The organism is Mangrovicoccus sp. HB161399 (assembly GCF_013184745.1).
Taxonomy (GTDB): domain Bacteria; phylum Pseudomonadota; class Alphaproteobacteria; order Rhodobacterales; family Rhodobacteraceae; genus Mangrovicoccus.
In genome coordinates this window covers 50,051-63,974 of the sequence record NZ_JAATVU010000014.1, presented here as the reverse complement: position 1 = coordinate 63,974, position 13,924 = coordinate 50,051, and the positions used below count along the sequence as shown (strand labels likewise).

Genomic DNA, 13,924 nt, shown 5'->3' with positions numbered 1-13,924 from the left:
TCAGGCGCCCGCGGCGCCGCTTCGCGCTGCAGTCCCGGAAGGCGCCGCCAGCCCGCGGCACTGGAAGGCCGCCGCATCCAGCTGTTCGGCCAGGGTCTCCGCCCGCGATTTCAGGGTGAACATCATGCCGGTCATGTCCTGCCGGTCGAACGCCTCGGGATCGAGCATGAACTGCGAAAGCGCGAAAGAGAAATTCCGCAGCCCCAGCGTCATCTCGGAGAGTTCGGCCGACAGATCCCCCTCCGGCACTTTTCGTCCCACCACGCGCGCATCCTCCCTGCTCGTCCAGTCGCGGCGCAAGCTAGGAGCGGGAGCTTAACCGATCGTGAATGCCGCCGGGCCTGCCGCCAGATTCTTCCGGACGGGCGGCGGCGGGATCAGCCGCCGGCCTTTTCCTCGAGTTCCAGCCACTCTTCCTCGGCGCCGGACAGCGCCTGCTGGCGGGCCACCAGCGCCTCGGTCGCCTTCTGGAACTTCACCGGCTCGCGTGTGAAGAGCTCGGGATCGGCCATCAGCCGCTCGAGCTTGGCGATTTCCGCCTCGAGCCGTGCGATCACCCCCGGCAGTTCCTCCAGCCGGTGCTTCTCGGTGAAGCTGAGGCCGGATTTGGGCGCGGGTTTCGGCGCGGCGGCGGCAGCCTGCGCCGGCTTCGCCGTCCTGGGCCTGGACGCTTCCTCCGCCGGTGCGGGGTCTTTCTGCGCCTGGTAGTCGCTCCAGCCGCCGGGATAGGCGGTGACGCGGGCATTGCCCTCCATCGCGATCGTCGTGGTCGCCACGCGGTCGAGGAAGTCGCGGTCGTGGCTGACCAGGATCACCGTGCCGTCATATTCGCCCAGCACGTCCTGCAGCAGGTCCAGCGTCTCGACATCGAGATCGTTGGTCGGTTCGTCCAGCACCAGCAGGTTCGACTCGCGCGCCATGATCCGCGCGAGCAGCAGCCGCGCCTTCTCGCCGCCCGAAAGCGACTTGACCGGCGCACGCGCCTGCGCCTCGTCGAAGAGGAAGTCCTTGAGATAGGCCACAACATGCTTCGCCACGCCCCGCACCATCACCTGGTCCGACCGGCCCGAGACAGCCATCTGCGGATCGTTCGCCAGGCTGTCCCAGAGCGTCGCCTCGGGGTCGAGCTGCGCGCGGTTCTGGTCGAAGACGGCGATTTCCAGGTTGGTGCCCAGCTGGACGGTGCCCGCATCCGGTTCGATCTCTCCGGTCAGCAGCTTCAGCAGCGTGGTCTTGCCGACGCCGTTCGGGCCGACCATGGCCACCCGGTCGCCGCGCAGCACGCGCAGGTCGAACTCCCTGACGATCGGCTTGTCGCCGAAGCTTTTCGTCAGGCCCTTCGCCTCGATCACCCGCTTGCCGGATTGCGGCCCGTCGGCAAGGCTGAGCGCCGCGGTGCCCTGGCGCTTGATCTGGCTCGAACGTTCCTCGCGCAGCGCCTGCAGCGCGCGGACCCGGCCCTGGTTGCGCTTGCGCCGCGCCGAGATGCCCTCGACCGCCCAGCGGGCCTCGGCCTTGATCTTGCGGTCGAGCTTGTGGCGCGCCTCGTCCTCGTCGGCCCAGATCTTGTCGCGCCATTCCTCGAAGCGGGCAAAGCCCTGCTCCGAGCGGCGCACCTCGCCGCGGTCGATCCAGAGGGTGGCGCGGGTCAGGTTGTTCAGGAAGGCCCGGTCGTGCGAGATCAGGACGAAGCCGGCACGGGTCTCGGCCAGGGTCTTTTCCAGCCAGCCGATCGCCTCGATGTCGAGGTGGTTGGTCGGCTCGTCGATCAGCATCAGCTCGGGCGCTTCGGCCAGCAGCTTGGCCAGCGCCGCGCGCCGCTTCTGCCCGCCGGAGGCCGTCGAGGTCGGCATCGCAGGATCGAATTTCAGGCCCTCGGCGACCATGTCCACCTTGTAGGCCTCGGACGGGTCCAGCGCGCTGGCCGCATAGTCGCCCAGCGTCGCGAAGCCCGACAGATCCGGGTCCTGTTCCATGTAGCCCACGGACGTGCCGGGGCTTAGCACCCGGCTGCCGTGATCGGGTTCGACGATCCCGGCCATGACCTTCAGCAGGGTCGACTTGCCGGAGCCGTTGCGGCCCACAAGGGCCACGCGGTCGCCGGTCTGGACGACCAGGTCGAGCCCGTCGAAGACGGGGTTTCCGCCGAAGGTGAGGGAAATGCCGGATAACTGGAGGAGGGGTGCGCGCGCCATGGCGGCGAGCTATGACGCGCCGCGCCCGCCGTCAAGGTGGCGCCTGTGCCCCGGGCCGCAATTGTCGCCCGAAGACCGGCAGGCCATGCGGGCAGATGAAAGCGGCCGGAAGCGCCGGAACTGGTCGCAACGCCGGACGCGCGGTTCCCCGCCGTGCCGCCTGCGCAGCGGTTCGGCCTGCATCTGGCGTCCCTTCCTGGGGGCGGCACCCTGCCCTCGCGCTGGCGCGGTCCGCCCCTGCTGCCGGAGGGGAAGCGCTCATCCGCCGTCCTTGCGGGCCGCTCTCAATCGGATGGCACGGGCGCCGGATTGCGCAGCGCGAGCAACGGCCCACCGCTCCGCCCGCGACCGGACCTGCCGGACGCCAGCCTCAGGGCGGCACGCCGCCTCAACCACCTCGTGGCCATACAGCGCAACCGGCCCGGCCAGGGGCCGGTCCTGCCGGAAACAGGGCCGGAAACGGAAGGGATCCTTGGCTGCTCCGGCGCTCTCCGGGGCAGGACCGGCGCCTCTGCAACCGCGTGCCGGGCCGCGCCTCTCCTGTCCGGACCGGGGCGGAGAATCCCGCTTGCCGAAGGCCGAAACGGTTTGCCCCCGTCTTTCCGACTTGCGAGCTTGCGAAGCTCTGGAGGGTAGCCCGTCCCCAGGGTCATGGGCCCGCTCGCGAGCGAGGACCCGTCCGCTTCGTCTCCAGCCCGGACGGCTGCCTGGGCCGCCAAGAGGCCGCAGGACATGGACGGGAGCCATCGTCCTGCCAGGGACCGACATGGGCTGCGACCTCGCGCGCAGCTGGCTCGGCACCCGCGGCCTGCCCGCTGGCGCCACCTCCGGCCGGGGGTTCCGCCGGACGCGCTGGTTGGGCGGCCCTTGCCGCGCGATCCGGTTCGCCGGTCCTTCTTGGCCATCGCAGGGCGCGGCCCGATGCGCCACGGCTCGGGACAGACTCCTCCGGCCGCGCGACATGCTCGATGCCTGCCGTCCGCCGACGGAATGCCGGTGCCGCCTGTCCTGCCGGAGCGCCCGGCGATCCGGCGCCGGACCGTCTCCGCGCCGTCCGCCGACCAGCACAGGATTGCAACGCACCGGCCGCTAGCTGGCCGGTCCGGCTTCCGGCACCATCCCCTGCAGGGCGGGCTCGGCGCGGATATGCGCCTCCATGTAGTCGCGCAGCACCCGTGCCCGCTCGGAGAGCAGCCGCCCCGAGGGCCAGACCGCGAAGATCTCGCGCTCGGGGCCACGCCAATCGGGCAGCACATGCACCAGCGCGCCGGAGCGGATCTCGTCGGCGATCTGGCCGACCGGCAGCAGCGCCAGCCCCAGCCCCGCCTGCGCCATGTGCGCGCCCAGCCCGATATCGTCGAGCACCGTCGCCGCCTGCAGCGCCGGCGCCGCCTCCCGCCCGCCGTCGACCGGCCGCAGCAGCCAGCGCGGAACAGAGGCCGTGGCGATGATGCGGTGGCCCTCCAGGTCGGCGGGTACGCGGGGCGTGCCGCAGCGCTCCAGATAGGAGGGCGCGCCGGTGACAATCGTGCAGGCCAGGCCCAGCCGCTTGCGGGTCATGCCGGAATCCGGCTGCGGGCCCACGCGCAGCGCGATGTCCGCGCCGCTTTCCTGCAGGTTTTCCAGCCGGTTCGACAGGCGCAGCTCCAGCTCCACCTCGGGATAGTCGGTGACGAAGGCCGACCACATCGGCCGCAGCACATGCAGCGACAGGTTCGTGGGCGCCATCACCCGCAGCGGCCCGCGCATCTGCGTCAGGTCGGCCGAAAGCTCGCGCAGCTCGTGATCGACCTGCGCCATCAGCGGCCCGAGACGGCGCAGATAGGCCTCGCCCTCGCCGGTCAGCGAAAACCGCCGTGCCGAACGGTGCAACAGGCGGCAGCCGAGCCGGTCCTCCAGCTTCTGCAGGCGCCGCGTCACAGTGGCGGGCGGAATGCGCAGGCGCCGCGCCGCGCCTGCCAGTCCGCCGGTCTCGGCGATCGCGATGAACAGCGCGATGTCATCCAGCATGATTGCATTTCCGGAATTTAACTGTGCAATTTTCAGCATATAATTCCTGTTCCGGCATGTCTACTTTGGTGCAAGTCGCAACCGCCACCGGAAAGGAAGCTCCGTGACCGAATATTGCATCAGCGCGCGGATCGAGGCGACCGGCGTCCTGCCCCTTGCCGAGACCGAGCGCCTGCTTGCCGGGCTGGTCCGGGACACCGCCGCCGAGCCCGGCTGCCTGTCCTTCGAGATCCGCCGGGACCTGGAAAACCCGTCAAGGTTCGCCCTGTGGGAACGCTGGACCTCGCCCGAGGCCCTGCAGGCCCATTTCGCCCAGGCCCATACCCGCAAGGTGCTGGAAACCGGCGCCACGCGGGTCCTTTCCGTCCAGAAGCTCGCGCCGCTCGGCACCGTTCCCGCCCCCGCATCGGAGTAACCCATGTCCCAACGCCTGATCTTCGCCGTCATGATGTCCTTGGTGCTCAGCTTCCTCATGACCTTCTTCGTCACTTGGCTGAATCTCGGCTTCGTGCCGGATTTCATTGCCCGCTGGGCGGCGGCCTTCCGCGTTGCCTGGCCCTCCGCGACGGTGATCTCCTTCCTGTTCGGGCCGCTGGTGCTGAAGGCGAGCTTCCGGCTCGACGCGCGGCTTTCCGCCGGCGCTGCGCGCCTTCGCTGAGACGCATCCATCGCCCGGACGGCCGGTCCGGGCGGCAGCGCAGGCGCGGGGCGCATGCCCGCCTGCGGGCGCGGGACCGGGACGCGCGCAATTGCCGATACGCGGTTTACAATTCGCCATCGGGGTTTAAACGTGGCCGAAAAGCCGCCGGAGACCCCCATGCCACCCCGCAAGATCATCATCGACACCGATCCCGGCCAGGACGATGCCGTGGCCATCCTGCTGGCGCTCGGTTCGCCCGCGGATGTCGAGGTTCTCGGCATCACCGCCGTGGCCGGGAACGTGCCCCTTGCCCTGACCCAGCTGAACGCCCGCAAGATCTGCGAACTGGCCGGACGGCCGGACATCCGCGTGTTTGCCGGGGCCGACCGGCCGCTGCTGCTGAAGCCGAAGACCGCCGAGAACGTGCATGGCAAGACCGGGCTCGACGGCATCGAGCTGCCCGACCCGGAGATGCCGCTGCAGGAGCAGCACGCCGTCGATTTCATCATCGACACGCTGCGCGCCGAGGCGCCGGGCACGGTGACGCTCTGCCCGCTCGGGCCGCTGACCAACATCGCCACCGCCTTCCGCCGGGCCCCCGACATCGTCGAGCGGGTTCAGGAAATCGTGCTGATGGGCGGCGCCTATTTCGAGGTCGGCAACACCACGCCGACGGCCGAATTCAACATTGCCGTCGATCCGCATGCCGCGGCGATCGTCTTCGGCGCGGGCGTACCCATCGTGGTCATGCCGCTGGACGTGACCCACAAGGTCCTGACCTCGCCCGCCCGCAACAAGGCCTTCCGCGATCTCGGCAGCCCCGTGGGCGAAGCCGTCGCCGCCTGGACCGGCTTCTTCGAGCGCTGGGACATGGCGAAATACGGCTCCGAGGGCGCGCCCTTGCACGACCCCTGCGTGATCGCGTACCTGATCCGCCCCGAGCTGTTCTCGGGCCGCCACATCAATGTCGAGATCGAGACCACCTCGCCGCTGACCATGGGCATGACCGTGGCCGACTGGTGGGGCATCTCGGGCCGGGAGCCGAATGCGCTGTTCATGGGCGACGCGGATGCGGACGGATACTATGCGCTACTGACCGAAAGGATCGGCACCCTATGACCCCAGTTCGCCTCATTCTCACCGGCGGCACCTTCGACAAGGTGCATGACACCCGCACCGAAGGGCTGAGCTTCCCCGATGACGGCCATTCCCAGGTGCCGGGCCTGCTGCAGAACGCGCGCTGCCACCATCCGGCGGTGACGGAACTGCTGCAGATGGACAGCCTGCATTTCACCGATTTCGAGCGGGACCTGATCCTGGATGCCTGCAAGGACGCGGATGAGACCGCGCTCGTCGTCACCCACGGCACCGGCACGATGGGCGCGACTGCGCGCCATCTGGAAGGCAAGATACCCGGCAAGACCGTGGTGCTGACCGGCGCGATGCGGCCCTACTCGCTGGGCCGGTCCGATGCCGCCTTCAACCTCGGCGGGGCCATCGTCGCGGCGCAGTGCCTGCCGGAAGGCGTCTGGGGCGTGATGAACGGCCGCGTCTTCCCGGCCGCCAAGCTGGAGAAGAACATCGAGACCGGGCGCTTCGACGCCTGATCCCGCCTGCCTTGACCCTTGCCGTCCCCTGGCCGAGGCCCGGTCCGGGAGCGGCAAGCCGCGGAGGACGTGATGGCCCGGGCGATCCTGATCACCAAGGACGGGAACGGCCAGCGCGCGGCGCTGGCCGATGTCGCGCTGCCGCCGCTCGGAGCGGGCGAGGTCGCGGTGCAGATCGCCTGGTCGACGCTCAACTACAAGGACGCGCTGGCCCTGACCGGCGCCGCGCCGGTCGTGCGCCGCCATCCCATGGTGCCCGGCATCGATTTCGCCGGGGTGGTTGCAGACAGCAACCACCCCGATTGGCGCCCCGGCGACCGGGTGGTCGTGACCGGCTGGGGCGTGGGAGAGCTGCATTGGGGCGGGCTTGCCGAGCGCGCGCACTGCCCCGGCGAGTGGCTGGTGCCCCTGCCCGGCGATCTCGGCCTGCGGCAGGCAATGGCGATCGGCACGGCCGGCTTCACCGCCATGCTGGCCGTCGAGGCGCTCGCGCGCGCGGGCGTGATCCCGGACAAGGGCCCGGTCGCGGTCACCGGCGCTGCCGGGGGCGTCGGCTCCATCGCGCTGGCGCTGCTGGCGGGCCGCGGGCATGCGGTCACCGCCGTCACGGGACGCCGCGAAGAGGCGGATTACCTGCGCAGCCTCGGTGCCGCCGCGATCCTCGGGCGGGCGGAACTGGAGGGCAAGCCGCGCCCCCTTGCCCGCGAACGCTGGGCGGGTGCCGTCGACACAGTGGGCGGCACGATCCTCGCGAACCTGCTCTCCGCCACCCAATACGGCGGCGCGGTCGCGGCCTGCGGGCTGGCCGCCTCAATGGACCTCCCTGCCAGCGTCGCCCCCTTCATCCTGCGCGGCGTCACGCTCTGCGGGATCAACAGCGTCGAGACGCCCGCCGCTCCGCGGCTTGCCGCCTGGGCGAAACTGGCCGCCGAACTTTCTCCCGCACTGATCGAGTCAACCGTTTCCGGCGAACTGCCGCTGGAGTCGGCAATTGCTGCGGCGCCGCGCTTCCTCGAAGGCCGGGTCCGCGGCCGGATTCTGGTCGCCGTCGCCCCGGAACTGGCGTGACGTGCAGCCGACATGCGCAGCGCAGCACCGCAAAGGAGCCCCCGCACCCCCAGCCGCGATCGTGAGAAAAATCATGTGTTTACGGTTCTTTAACAAATTTTCTGGCGCTCGTCGGAGAACGGTTTTCCGACGTTTACAGACGTTAACAGGTTAATTTCTACTCACATTCGATTCGTCTCCGCCAATTTTCGCGGCGGCTGCAAAAGGCGGGCACGGCGCAGCGGGCAGGCGCTGGTGCTGCACTGCAGGAACGCGCATATTAGGGGTGTCGGCTAAGCGGCGGCGCTCCGCACACCTCCTCCCTTCACGGCGCGCCGCCGCTTGCCCGGCACGAAATGGCAGAGGCCGGAGTAGAAGCAGTCAGGCGCCCCGCGGGGCCGGGTCATTGCTCCGCACAGGAGACGACCGACTGATGACCAGCATGCAGGAACTCAACCGCGAAGCGCGGATCGGCGGCGAGGGCCAGGAGAAGGCCCGCGACGTCGCGCTGATCGATCTGGGCAGCTACGAGACGCGGAAGGACGAGATCGCCGAGGCGCTGTGGCAGGCGGCCACCGGGCTGGGGCTGTTCCAGATCACCGGCCATGGCATCCCGATGGCGCAGATCGAGGAGGCCTTCGCGCTCTGCGAGGCATTCTTCGCCCTGCCCGAAGCGCAGAAGGCGGCGCTGCCCCTGCGGCCGGGCACCAATGCGGGCTGGGAGTTCAAGAGCCAGGTCCGCCCCTCCACGGGCACGCCGGACCAGAAGGAAAGCTACCAGATCACCCGTCCGCGCATGGCCGATCTCTGGCCCGCAGAGGAGGCGATCCCGGGCTTCCGCAGCAAGATGCTGGCCTTCGAGCGCGCCAACTGGGAGGTCGCGATGAAGGTGCTCGACTGCTTCGCGCTGAAGCTGGGCTTTGCCGAGGGCTTCTTCACCGGCGCGCATGATCCGGAGAGCCCGGAATACCAGTCGACGCTGCGGCTGATCCACTACCTGCCGATGACCGATGCCAAGCCCGAGGACTTCAAGGGCTGGCGGGCCAGCGCGCATACCGATTTCGACTGCCTGACGCTGCTGCACCAGAAGACCGGCCAGGGCGGGCTGCAGGTCGCGCCGGGATCGGAGGCCGAGGCCGGCGAGTGGACGTCGGTAGAGCCCGTCACCGGGCTGATCACCTGCAATATCGGCGACATGCTGATGCGCTGGTCCGACGACCGGCTGCTGTCGAACCCGCACCGGGTGCGGATGCCGCGCGAGGACGAGTATCTGGGACCGCGCTATTCGATGCCCTTCTTCGCCCAGGCCAACCGCGATTTCGTGCTGCAGGGACCGGAGAAGAAGTATCCGGCGATCACCGCGGCCGATTACATCGGCGAGCGGATCCGCGCCAATTACGAGGCGCTGCAGGCGCGCAAGGGCTGAAATCCCAAGGGCTTGGCGCTGCGGTCGCGCATCGCCGGGCCCGGCAGGATGACCCAGAGGTAAACACTGTTAGCGCAAATCTACCGGACTGCCCCGGAACCGCCACATTCCTGTCACGTTGGCTCCCCGATCCCGCGCCATAACGGTGCTGCAACCCAATGGAGGAACCAGAGATGCCGACCAAACAGACCCAGAAGACCGTTGTCCCGGAGCCGAAGCAGACCGCCGGCGAGACCCGCAAGACCGGAACCCGCAAGCAGATCTTCTTCGACTGGGCCGCCATCTGAGCCTGCCCCATCCGGCCTGCAGCCCCTCGCCGTGCCATGGGCGGCGTGGGCTGGACGATCCTTCCGGGGAACCCGGGCCGCGCTGAGCCGTTGACCTGCCACAGAACAGGGAAACCGCAGAAATGAGCTCGTCCCTCATTGCCGACCATGTCGACCAGAATACCAGCCTGACCGAAATTTCGTCCTTCGACGAGTTCAAGGCCTATGTCGTCGCCAACCGCGCGGAAATCGAGCGCAAGCTGGTGCTGACCCTCATGAGCATCCTCATCAAGGAAGCCTGGGCGCTCTACAAGGAGAAGCGCGGGCTCTGAAGCGGCTTGCCCCGGCGCCGCTGTCCCGGCAAGGTGTGCCCGGGAACAGATGGGGAACAGATGCCGACACCGATTTCCGCCCTGCGCAACATGGGCCCGGCGATGGAAGCCGCCTTCGCCGCCGCCGGGATCGGCTCTGCCGAGGAGTTGCGCGCAATCGGCACCGACGAGGCCTATGCGCGGCTTCTGGCCAACGGCGCCAAGCCGCATTTCATCGCCTATTACGTGATCGAGATGGGCCTGCAGGGCCGTCCGTGGAACGACTGCAAGGGCGCCGAGAAGGATGCGCTGCGCAAGCGCTTCGACCGGATCAAGGCCGGGACGACAGCCAATGACCGCGGCGCACTGCGCGCGCTCGACCGCATCCTCGACGAGATCGGCGTCATCCCGAAGCGCGGCTGAACGGGCTCACGCCCGGAAGAACGCCTCCGCCTCGGCCAGCGATCCGCAGACCCGCGCGCTGACCCGGCTGGGGAATTCCGACTGGGCGTTCGCCTCCCGTGGCGCCACCAAGGCAGTGCCCCGGCCGGTCCCGGGCAGCGGCGGCAGCAGGACGAATTTCTGCGGCGGCGAGGCCGGCACGGCCGAACGGAACTCGGGGCCGCTCACCCAGGTTGAATCCGCCGCGGTCAGCGCGCGGGACCGGCGCGACACATCGGCCAGCCAGTTGCGCACGTCATGCGCCGCCACCCAGTCCAGCGCAGCCAGCACCGCATCGCGGGTCCGCGTGCCCTCGTCATGTTCGCTGGACAATTCCACGCGGACAGGCGCAAGCCCGGTCCGGCAGCTGACTTCGACCAGCCCTGCGGCCCCGTGAATCACCGTCCGCTCCATGGCCGCCGCCTCCGCTGCGCTCCGGGCAGTGTGGCAGCGACGCTCCGGAAAGGCAAAAGGCCGCGCCCGGAGGCGCGGCCCTGTCTCTCATCCCGTCGGGATCAGGCGGCTCAGCCGACCAGCTCGAGGCCCGAGAAGAAGTACGCGATCTCGACGGCCGCGGTTTCCGGAGCGTCGGAGCCGTGGACGGAGTTCTCGCCGATCGACAGAGCGAATTCGGCGCGCACGGTGCCGGCTTCGGCTTCTGCCGGGTTGGTTGCGCCCATGACTTCGCGGTTCTTCATGACTGCGCCTTCGCCTTCGAGCACCTGCACGACGACCGGCTCGGATGCCATGAAGTCGCACAGCTCGTCATAGAACGGACGGTCCTTGTGCACCGCGTAGAAAACGCCGGCCTGGGCTTTCGACAGGTGGATGCGCTTCTGGGCGACGATGCGCAGGCCTGCTTCCTCGAACTTGGCGTTGATCTTGCCGGTCAGGTTGCGGCGGGTTGCGTCGGGCTTGATGATCGACAGGGTGCGCTCGATGGCCATTTCAGTGTCCTCATAGGTTCTTGCCGGCCCGCCCGGCCTTCTGCCCGGCGGAACAGCGTTAGCCGGGCGTTAACCCGGCCAATCTGGCGATGCCGCTACCATGCCGCTTGCGGCTTGAAAAGCTCAGATTGACGTTCTGCCGGCAATGAGTCGCCGCAGCGGCTTGCAGGACCGCGCCCTGCCGTCGCATTCGCCACGCCGCACCGGACGCACAGTGTCCTGCCGCGGGACCGCCGCGGGCAGGACCATACGGCGGAAAAGCGGGCACGGCGGGGCGCATCCGACGGCAGAGCCCGGCCGCGCTCCGGGACGGCGGATAACGCTGGCCGTTGCCTTGGGGATTTGATACGCGCCAGCCATGCTGAAAATCGAGCACATTTCCTATTCCGTCGAAGGCCGTCCCCTCATCGAGGACGCCTCCGCTGTCATCCCCACCGGCCACAAGGTGGGTCTCGTCGGCCGCAACGGCACCGGCAAGACCACGCTGTTCCGGCTGATCCGGGGCGAGCTGACGCTGGAAGGCGGCGCCATTTCCCTGCCCTCGCGCTCCCGCATCGGCGGCGTGGCGCAGGAGGTCCCGGCCTCCGCGACCTCGCTGCTCGACACCGTGCTGGCCGCCGATACCGAACGCGCCCAGCTGATGGCCGAGGCCGAGACCGCGACCGACCCGGCCCGCATCGCAGACGTGCAGACGCGGCTTGCCGATATCGACGCCTGGTCGGCCGAGGGCCGCGCCAGCTCCATCCTCAAGGGCCTGGGCTTCGACGACGAGCAGCAGCGCATGCCGTGCTCGGATTTCTCCGGCGGCTGGCGCATGCGCGTGGCGCTCGCGGGCGTGCTGTTCGCCCAGCCCGACCTGCTGCTGCTCGACGAACCGACCAACTATCTCGACCTCGAGGGCGCGCTCTGGCTGGAAAGCTACCTGGCCAAGTACCCGCATACGGTCATCATCATCTCGCACGACCGCGGGCTGCTGAACCGCGCGGTGGGCGGCATCCTGCATCTGGAAAACCGCCAGCTGACCTACTGGCAGGGCAATTACGACAGCTTCGCCCGCCAGCGCGCCGCCGCCCGTGCCGTGCAGGCCGCCGAAGCCAAGAAGCAGGAGGCGCGCCGCGCCCATCTGCAGGCCTTCGTAGACCGCTTCAAGGCCAAGGCCTCCAAGGCCAAGCAGGCGCAGAGCCGGGTGAAGCTGCTGGAGAAGATGGAGACGATCTCCACCCCCGAAGAGGCGAAATCCCGCGCCTTCTCCTTCCCGCAGCCCGACGAGCTGTCGCCGCCGATCATCAATATCGAGGGCGGCGCGGTCGGCTATGACGGGCGCGCGGTGCTGTCCAAGCTGAACCTGCGGATCGACCAGGACGACCGGATCGCGCTGCTCGGCAAGAACGGCCAGGGCAAGTCGACCCTGTCGAAGATGCTGGCCGGGCGCCTGGAGCCGATGGCCGGCAAGATGGCGAAATCCTCGAAGCTCAGGATCGGCTATTTCGCCCAGCACCAGCTGGACGAGCTGGTCCCGGAGGAAACTCCGCTGCAGCACCTCCAGCGCGAGCGTCCGGGCGAGATGCCGGGCAAGCTGCGCGCGCGGCTGGCGGGGTTCGGCCTGATGGCCGATCAGGCGGAGACCGAGGTGCGCCGCCTGTCGGGCGGGCAGAAGGCGCGGCTGTCGCTGCTGCTGGCGACGCTCGACGCGCCGCACATGCTGATCCTCGACGAGCCGACCAACCACCTCGACATGGAAAGCCGCGAGGCGCTGGTCGAGGCGCTGGCGGGCTATTCCGGCGCGGTGATCCTGGTCAGCCACGACATGCACCTGCTGAGCCTGGTCGCCGACCGGCTGTGGCTGGTCAAGGACGGCGCCGTCGCGCCCTACGAGGAAGACCTGGAGGCCTACCGCGCCTTCGTGCTGACCTCCGACGCCCCGGCCAAGCCCGCCGAGGAAAAGCAGAAGCCGAAGCCCAAGCGCGCCTCGCGCGACGAGATTCTGGCGCTGCGCTCCGAAGTGCGCAAGTGCGAATCCCGGCTGGAGAAGCTGACCGAGATGCAGGACAAGCTGGCGACCAAGCTGGCCGATCCCGAGCTCTACGAGCCCGCCCGCGCCGGGGACCGCGCCGTCTGGCAGAAGAAATATGCCGAGGTGATGGACGGCATCGACCGCGCCGAGGCGCTGTGGATGGACGCCCAGGAAAAGCTGGAAGCGGCCGGGGGCTGACCGCTCCCGGCACCGCCGGCCAGCGCCCGGGAGTCGCTGCTCCGCTGCGCGGACTGCAACATTAACTTCACATTTTCATCAGCTTGCCATCAAAGAGCGGTCCTAGACGGGCGGCAGTTGCATTTGACAAACTGCCTCCGGAGGCCCGATCATCGCACCCAAGAGCCTGGCGCTTGCCGCGCTGGCGGCGGCGGCCGCGGCCCCTGCCCTTGCGGCCAGCTTCGACACGCTCGGCGGTGCCGCGCCGTTGGTGATCGCCCATTGCTGCGCGTCCGGCTACCTGCCCGAGCACACGCTCGGCGGCTACGAGCTGGCCATCGAGATGGGCGCCAACATCGTCGAGCCGGATGTCGGCACCACCGCCGACGGCCAGCTGGCGTCATGCATGACAGCTCCCTGGCGCGCACCACCAATGTCGACGACCTCTTCGCGCCGCGCAACGGCGGCTATGCCCTGGGAGATTTCACCCTGGCAGAGATCGAGACCCTGACGGTCGAGCTCTACGGCACCGCCGCGGAGACCCATCCCGGCTTCGTCCCGTCGATGGCCGATCCCTACAAGGTCACGACCTTCGCGGAAGTCCTCGGCCGCGTGAACGGCTACAACGCCGCCAACGGCACCACGATCGGCGTCCATCCGGAATCCAAGCCGCCCTCCACCAGCGCGCAGAACGCCGCCATCGTCCAGGCGATGCACAATCACGGCTTCACCGGCGCGGACCGGAACAGCTACATCCGGACCTTCGACCATCTCGCCGGCTTCGAGATCGTCGGCCCGGAATCCGGCCTGGGCATGGAGGTGCCGGTCGCCGCGCTCGGCTAG

The 13,924-nt window shown here is 69.1% G+C and carries 16 protein-coding genes; 11 read left to right on the top strand and 5 right to left on the bottom strand.

Annotated elements, in window-relative coordinates; genetic code table 11:
- The 3 genes from HCC78_RS10290 to HCC78_RS10280 all read right to left on the bottom strand — a co-directional run bounded on the left by HCC78_RS10290 (position 1) and on the right by HCC78_RS10280 (position 4,205).
- Positions 1 to 264 carry a hypothetical protein gene (locus tag HCC78_RS10290; protein WP_172328684.1) on the bottom strand — a complete coding sequence of 88 codons (264 nt, stop codon included), beginning with the start codon at positions 262 to 264 and terminating at the stop codon, positions 1 to 3.
- Positions 265 to 377: 113 nt separating this feature from the next.
- Positions 378 to 2,195, bottom strand: a complete 1,818-nt coding sequence (locus HCC78_RS10285) for an ABC-F family ATP-binding cassette domain-containing protein (protein ID WP_172328683.1) — start codon at positions 2,193 to 2,195, stop codon at positions 378 to 380.
- A gap of 1,089 nt (positions 2,196 to 3,284) precedes the next feature.
- Positions 3,285 to 4,205: a LysR family transcriptional regulator gene (locus HCC78_RS10280; RefSeq protein WP_172328682.1), complete on the bottom strand. Its 921-nt coding sequence runs from the start codon at positions 4,203 to 4,205 to the stop codon at positions 3,285 to 3,287.
- A gap of 103 nt (positions 4,206 to 4,308) precedes the next feature.
- On the opposite strand from HCC78_RS10280, the gene HCC78_RS33645 reads away from it, so the two are divergent.
- The 8 genes from HCC78_RS33645 (at position 4,309) to HCC78_RS10240 (ending at position 9,925) form a co-directional block, all read left to right on the top strand.
- Entirely contained in the window at positions 4,309 to 4,620 is a 312-nt protein-coding gene (locus HCC78_RS33645) for a putative quinol monooxygenase (RefSeq protein ID WP_172328681.1), read from the top strand.
- A 3-nt stretch (positions 4,621 to 4,623) separates the two neighbouring features.
- Positions 4,624 to 4,863, top strand: a complete 240-nt coding sequence (locus HCC78_RS10270) for a DUF2798 domain-containing protein (RefSeq protein ID WP_172328680.1) — start codon at positions 4,624 to 4,626, stop codon at positions 4,861 to 4,863.
- A gap of 159 nt (positions 4,864 to 5,022) precedes the next feature.
- Positions 5,023 to 5,964, top strand: coding sequence for a nucleoside hydrolase (locus tag HCC78_RS10265; RefSeq protein WP_172328679.1), 942 nt, complete (start codon positions 5,023 to 5,025; stop codon positions 5,962 to 5,964).
- Entirely contained in the window at positions 5,961 to 6,452 is a 492-nt protein-coding gene (locus tag HCC78_RS10260; protein WP_172328678.1) for an asparaginase domain-containing protein, read from the top strand. The genes HCC78_RS10265 and HCC78_RS10260 overlap by 4 nt, the downstream gene beginning before the upstream one ends.
- A 72-nt stretch (positions 6,453 to 6,524) precedes the next feature.
- Positions 6,525 to 7,520, top strand: coding sequence for an MDR family oxidoreductase (locus tag HCC78_RS10255; protein WP_172328677.1), 996 nt, complete (start codon positions 6,525 to 6,527; stop codon positions 7,518 to 7,520).
- A 412-nt stretch (positions 7,521 to 7,932) separates the two neighbouring features.
- Positions 7,933 to 8,925, top strand: a complete 993-nt coding sequence (locus HCC78_RS10250; RefSeq protein WP_172328676.1) for an isopenicillin N synthase family oxygenase — start codon at positions 7,933 to 7,935, stop codon at positions 8,923 to 8,925.
- 409 nt (positions 8,926 to 9,334) lie between these two features.
- Positions 9,335 to 9,523, top strand: coding sequence for a hypothetical protein (locus HCC78_RS10245; protein WP_172328675.1), 189 nt, complete (start codon positions 9,335 to 9,337; stop codon positions 9,521 to 9,523).
- A 60-nt stretch (positions 9,524 to 9,583) separates the two neighbouring features.
- Positions 9,584 to 9,925 carry a TfoX/Sxy family DNA transformation protein gene (locus tag HCC78_RS10240; protein WP_172328674.1) on the top strand — a complete coding sequence of 114 codons (342 nt, stop codon included), beginning with the start codon at positions 9,584 to 9,586 and terminating at the stop codon, positions 9,923 to 9,925.
- Positions 9,926 to 9,931: 6 nt separating this feature from the next.
- Here the strand turns inward: HCC78_RS10240 and HCC78_RS10235 are convergent, their stop codons facing one another.
- Together HCC78_RS10235 and ndk are read right to left on the bottom strand one after the other, a co-directional pair.
- Positions 9,932 to 10,357, bottom strand: coding sequence for a hypothetical protein (locus tag HCC78_RS10235; protein ID WP_172328673.1), 426 nt, complete (start codon positions 10,355 to 10,357; stop codon positions 9,932 to 9,934).
- Between the two features lie 110 nt (positions 10,358 to 10,467).
- Positions 10,468 to 10,890: a nucleoside-diphosphate kinase gene (ndk, locus tag HCC78_RS10230; RefSeq protein ID WP_172328672.1), complete on the bottom strand. Its 423-nt coding sequence runs from the start codon at positions 10,888 to 10,890 to the stop codon at positions 10,468 to 10,470.
- A 358-nt stretch (positions 10,891 to 11,248) separates the two neighbouring features.
- Here ndk and HCC78_RS10225 point away from each other — a divergent pair, with 358 nt between their 5' ends.
- The 3 genes from HCC78_RS10225 to HCC78_RS10215 all read left to right on the top strand — a co-directional run bounded on the left by HCC78_RS10225 (position 11,249) and on the right by HCC78_RS10215 (position 13,924).
- Positions 11,249 to 13,102, top strand: a complete 1,854-nt coding sequence (locus tag HCC78_RS10225) for an ABC-F family ATP-binding cassette domain-containing protein (protein ID WP_172328671.1) — start codon at positions 11,249 to 11,251, stop codon at positions 13,100 to 13,102.
- 250 nt (positions 13,103 to 13,352) lie between these two features.
- On the top strand, positions 13,353 to 13,592 hold the full coding sequence (locus HCC78_RS34765; protein WP_371743804.1) for a glycerophosphodiester phosphodiesterase family protein: 240 nt from the start codon (positions 13,353 to 13,355) through the stop codon (positions 13,590 to 13,592).
- Entirely contained in the window at positions 13,484 to 13,924 is a 441-nt protein-coding gene (locus HCC78_RS10215) for a glycerophosphodiester phosphodiesterase family protein (RefSeq protein WP_172328669.1), read from the top strand. The genes HCC78_RS34765 and HCC78_RS10215 overlap by 109 nt, the downstream gene beginning before the upstream one ends.

Bases quoted from the DNA above. Each gene is read 5' to 3' on its own strand.
- HCC78_RS10285 (WP_172328683.1), bottom strand. From the start codon at position 2,195: ATGGCGCGCGCACCCCTCCTCCAGTTATCCGGCATTTCCCTCACCTTC.
- HCC78_RS10280 (WP_172328682.1), bottom strand. From the start codon at position 4,205: ATGCTGGATGACATCGCGCTGTTCATCGCGATCGCCGAGACCGGCGGA.
- HCC78_RS10270 (WP_172328680.1), top strand. From the start codon at position 4,624: ATGTCCCAACGCCTGATCTTCGCCGTCATGATGTCCTTGGTGCTCAGC.
- HCC78_RS10265 (WP_172328679.1), top strand. From the start codon at position 5,023: ATGCCACCCCGCAAGATCATCATCGACACCGATCCCGGCCAGGACGAT.
- HCC78_RS10260 (WP_172328678.1), top strand. From the start codon at position 5,961: ATGACCCCAGTTCGCCTCATTCTCACCGGCGGCACCTTCGACAAGGTG.
- HCC78_RS10255 (WP_172328677.1), top strand. From the start codon at position 6,525: ATGGCCCGGGCGATCCTGATCACCAAGGACGGGAACGGCCAGCGCGCG.
- HCC78_RS10250 (WP_172328676.1), top strand. From the start codon at position 7,933: ATGACCAGCATGCAGGAACTCAACCGCGAAGCGCGGATCGGCGGCGAG.
- HCC78_RS10245 (WP_172328675.1), top strand. From the start codon at position 9,335: ATGAGCTCGTCCCTCATTGCCGACCATGTCGACCAGAATACCAGCCTG.
- HCC78_RS10240 (WP_172328674.1), top strand. From the start codon at position 9,584: ATGCCGACACCGATTTCCGCCCTGCGCAACATGGGCCCGGCGATGGAA.
- HCC78_RS10235 (WP_172328673.1), bottom strand. From the start codon at position 10,357: ATGGAGCGGACGGTGATTCACGGGGCCGCAGGGCTGGTCGAAGTCAGC.
- ndk (WP_172328672.1), bottom strand. From the start codon at position 10,890: ATGGCCATCGAGCGCACCCTGTCGATCATCAAGCCCGACGCAACCCGC.
- HCC78_RS10225 (WP_172328671.1), top strand. From the start codon at position 11,249: ATGCTGAAAATCGAGCACATTTCCTATTCCGTCGAAGGCCGTCCCCTC.
- HCC78_RS10215 (WP_172328669.1), top strand. From the start codon at position 13,484: ATGCATGACAGCTCCCTGGCGCGCACCACCAATGTCGACGACCTCTTC.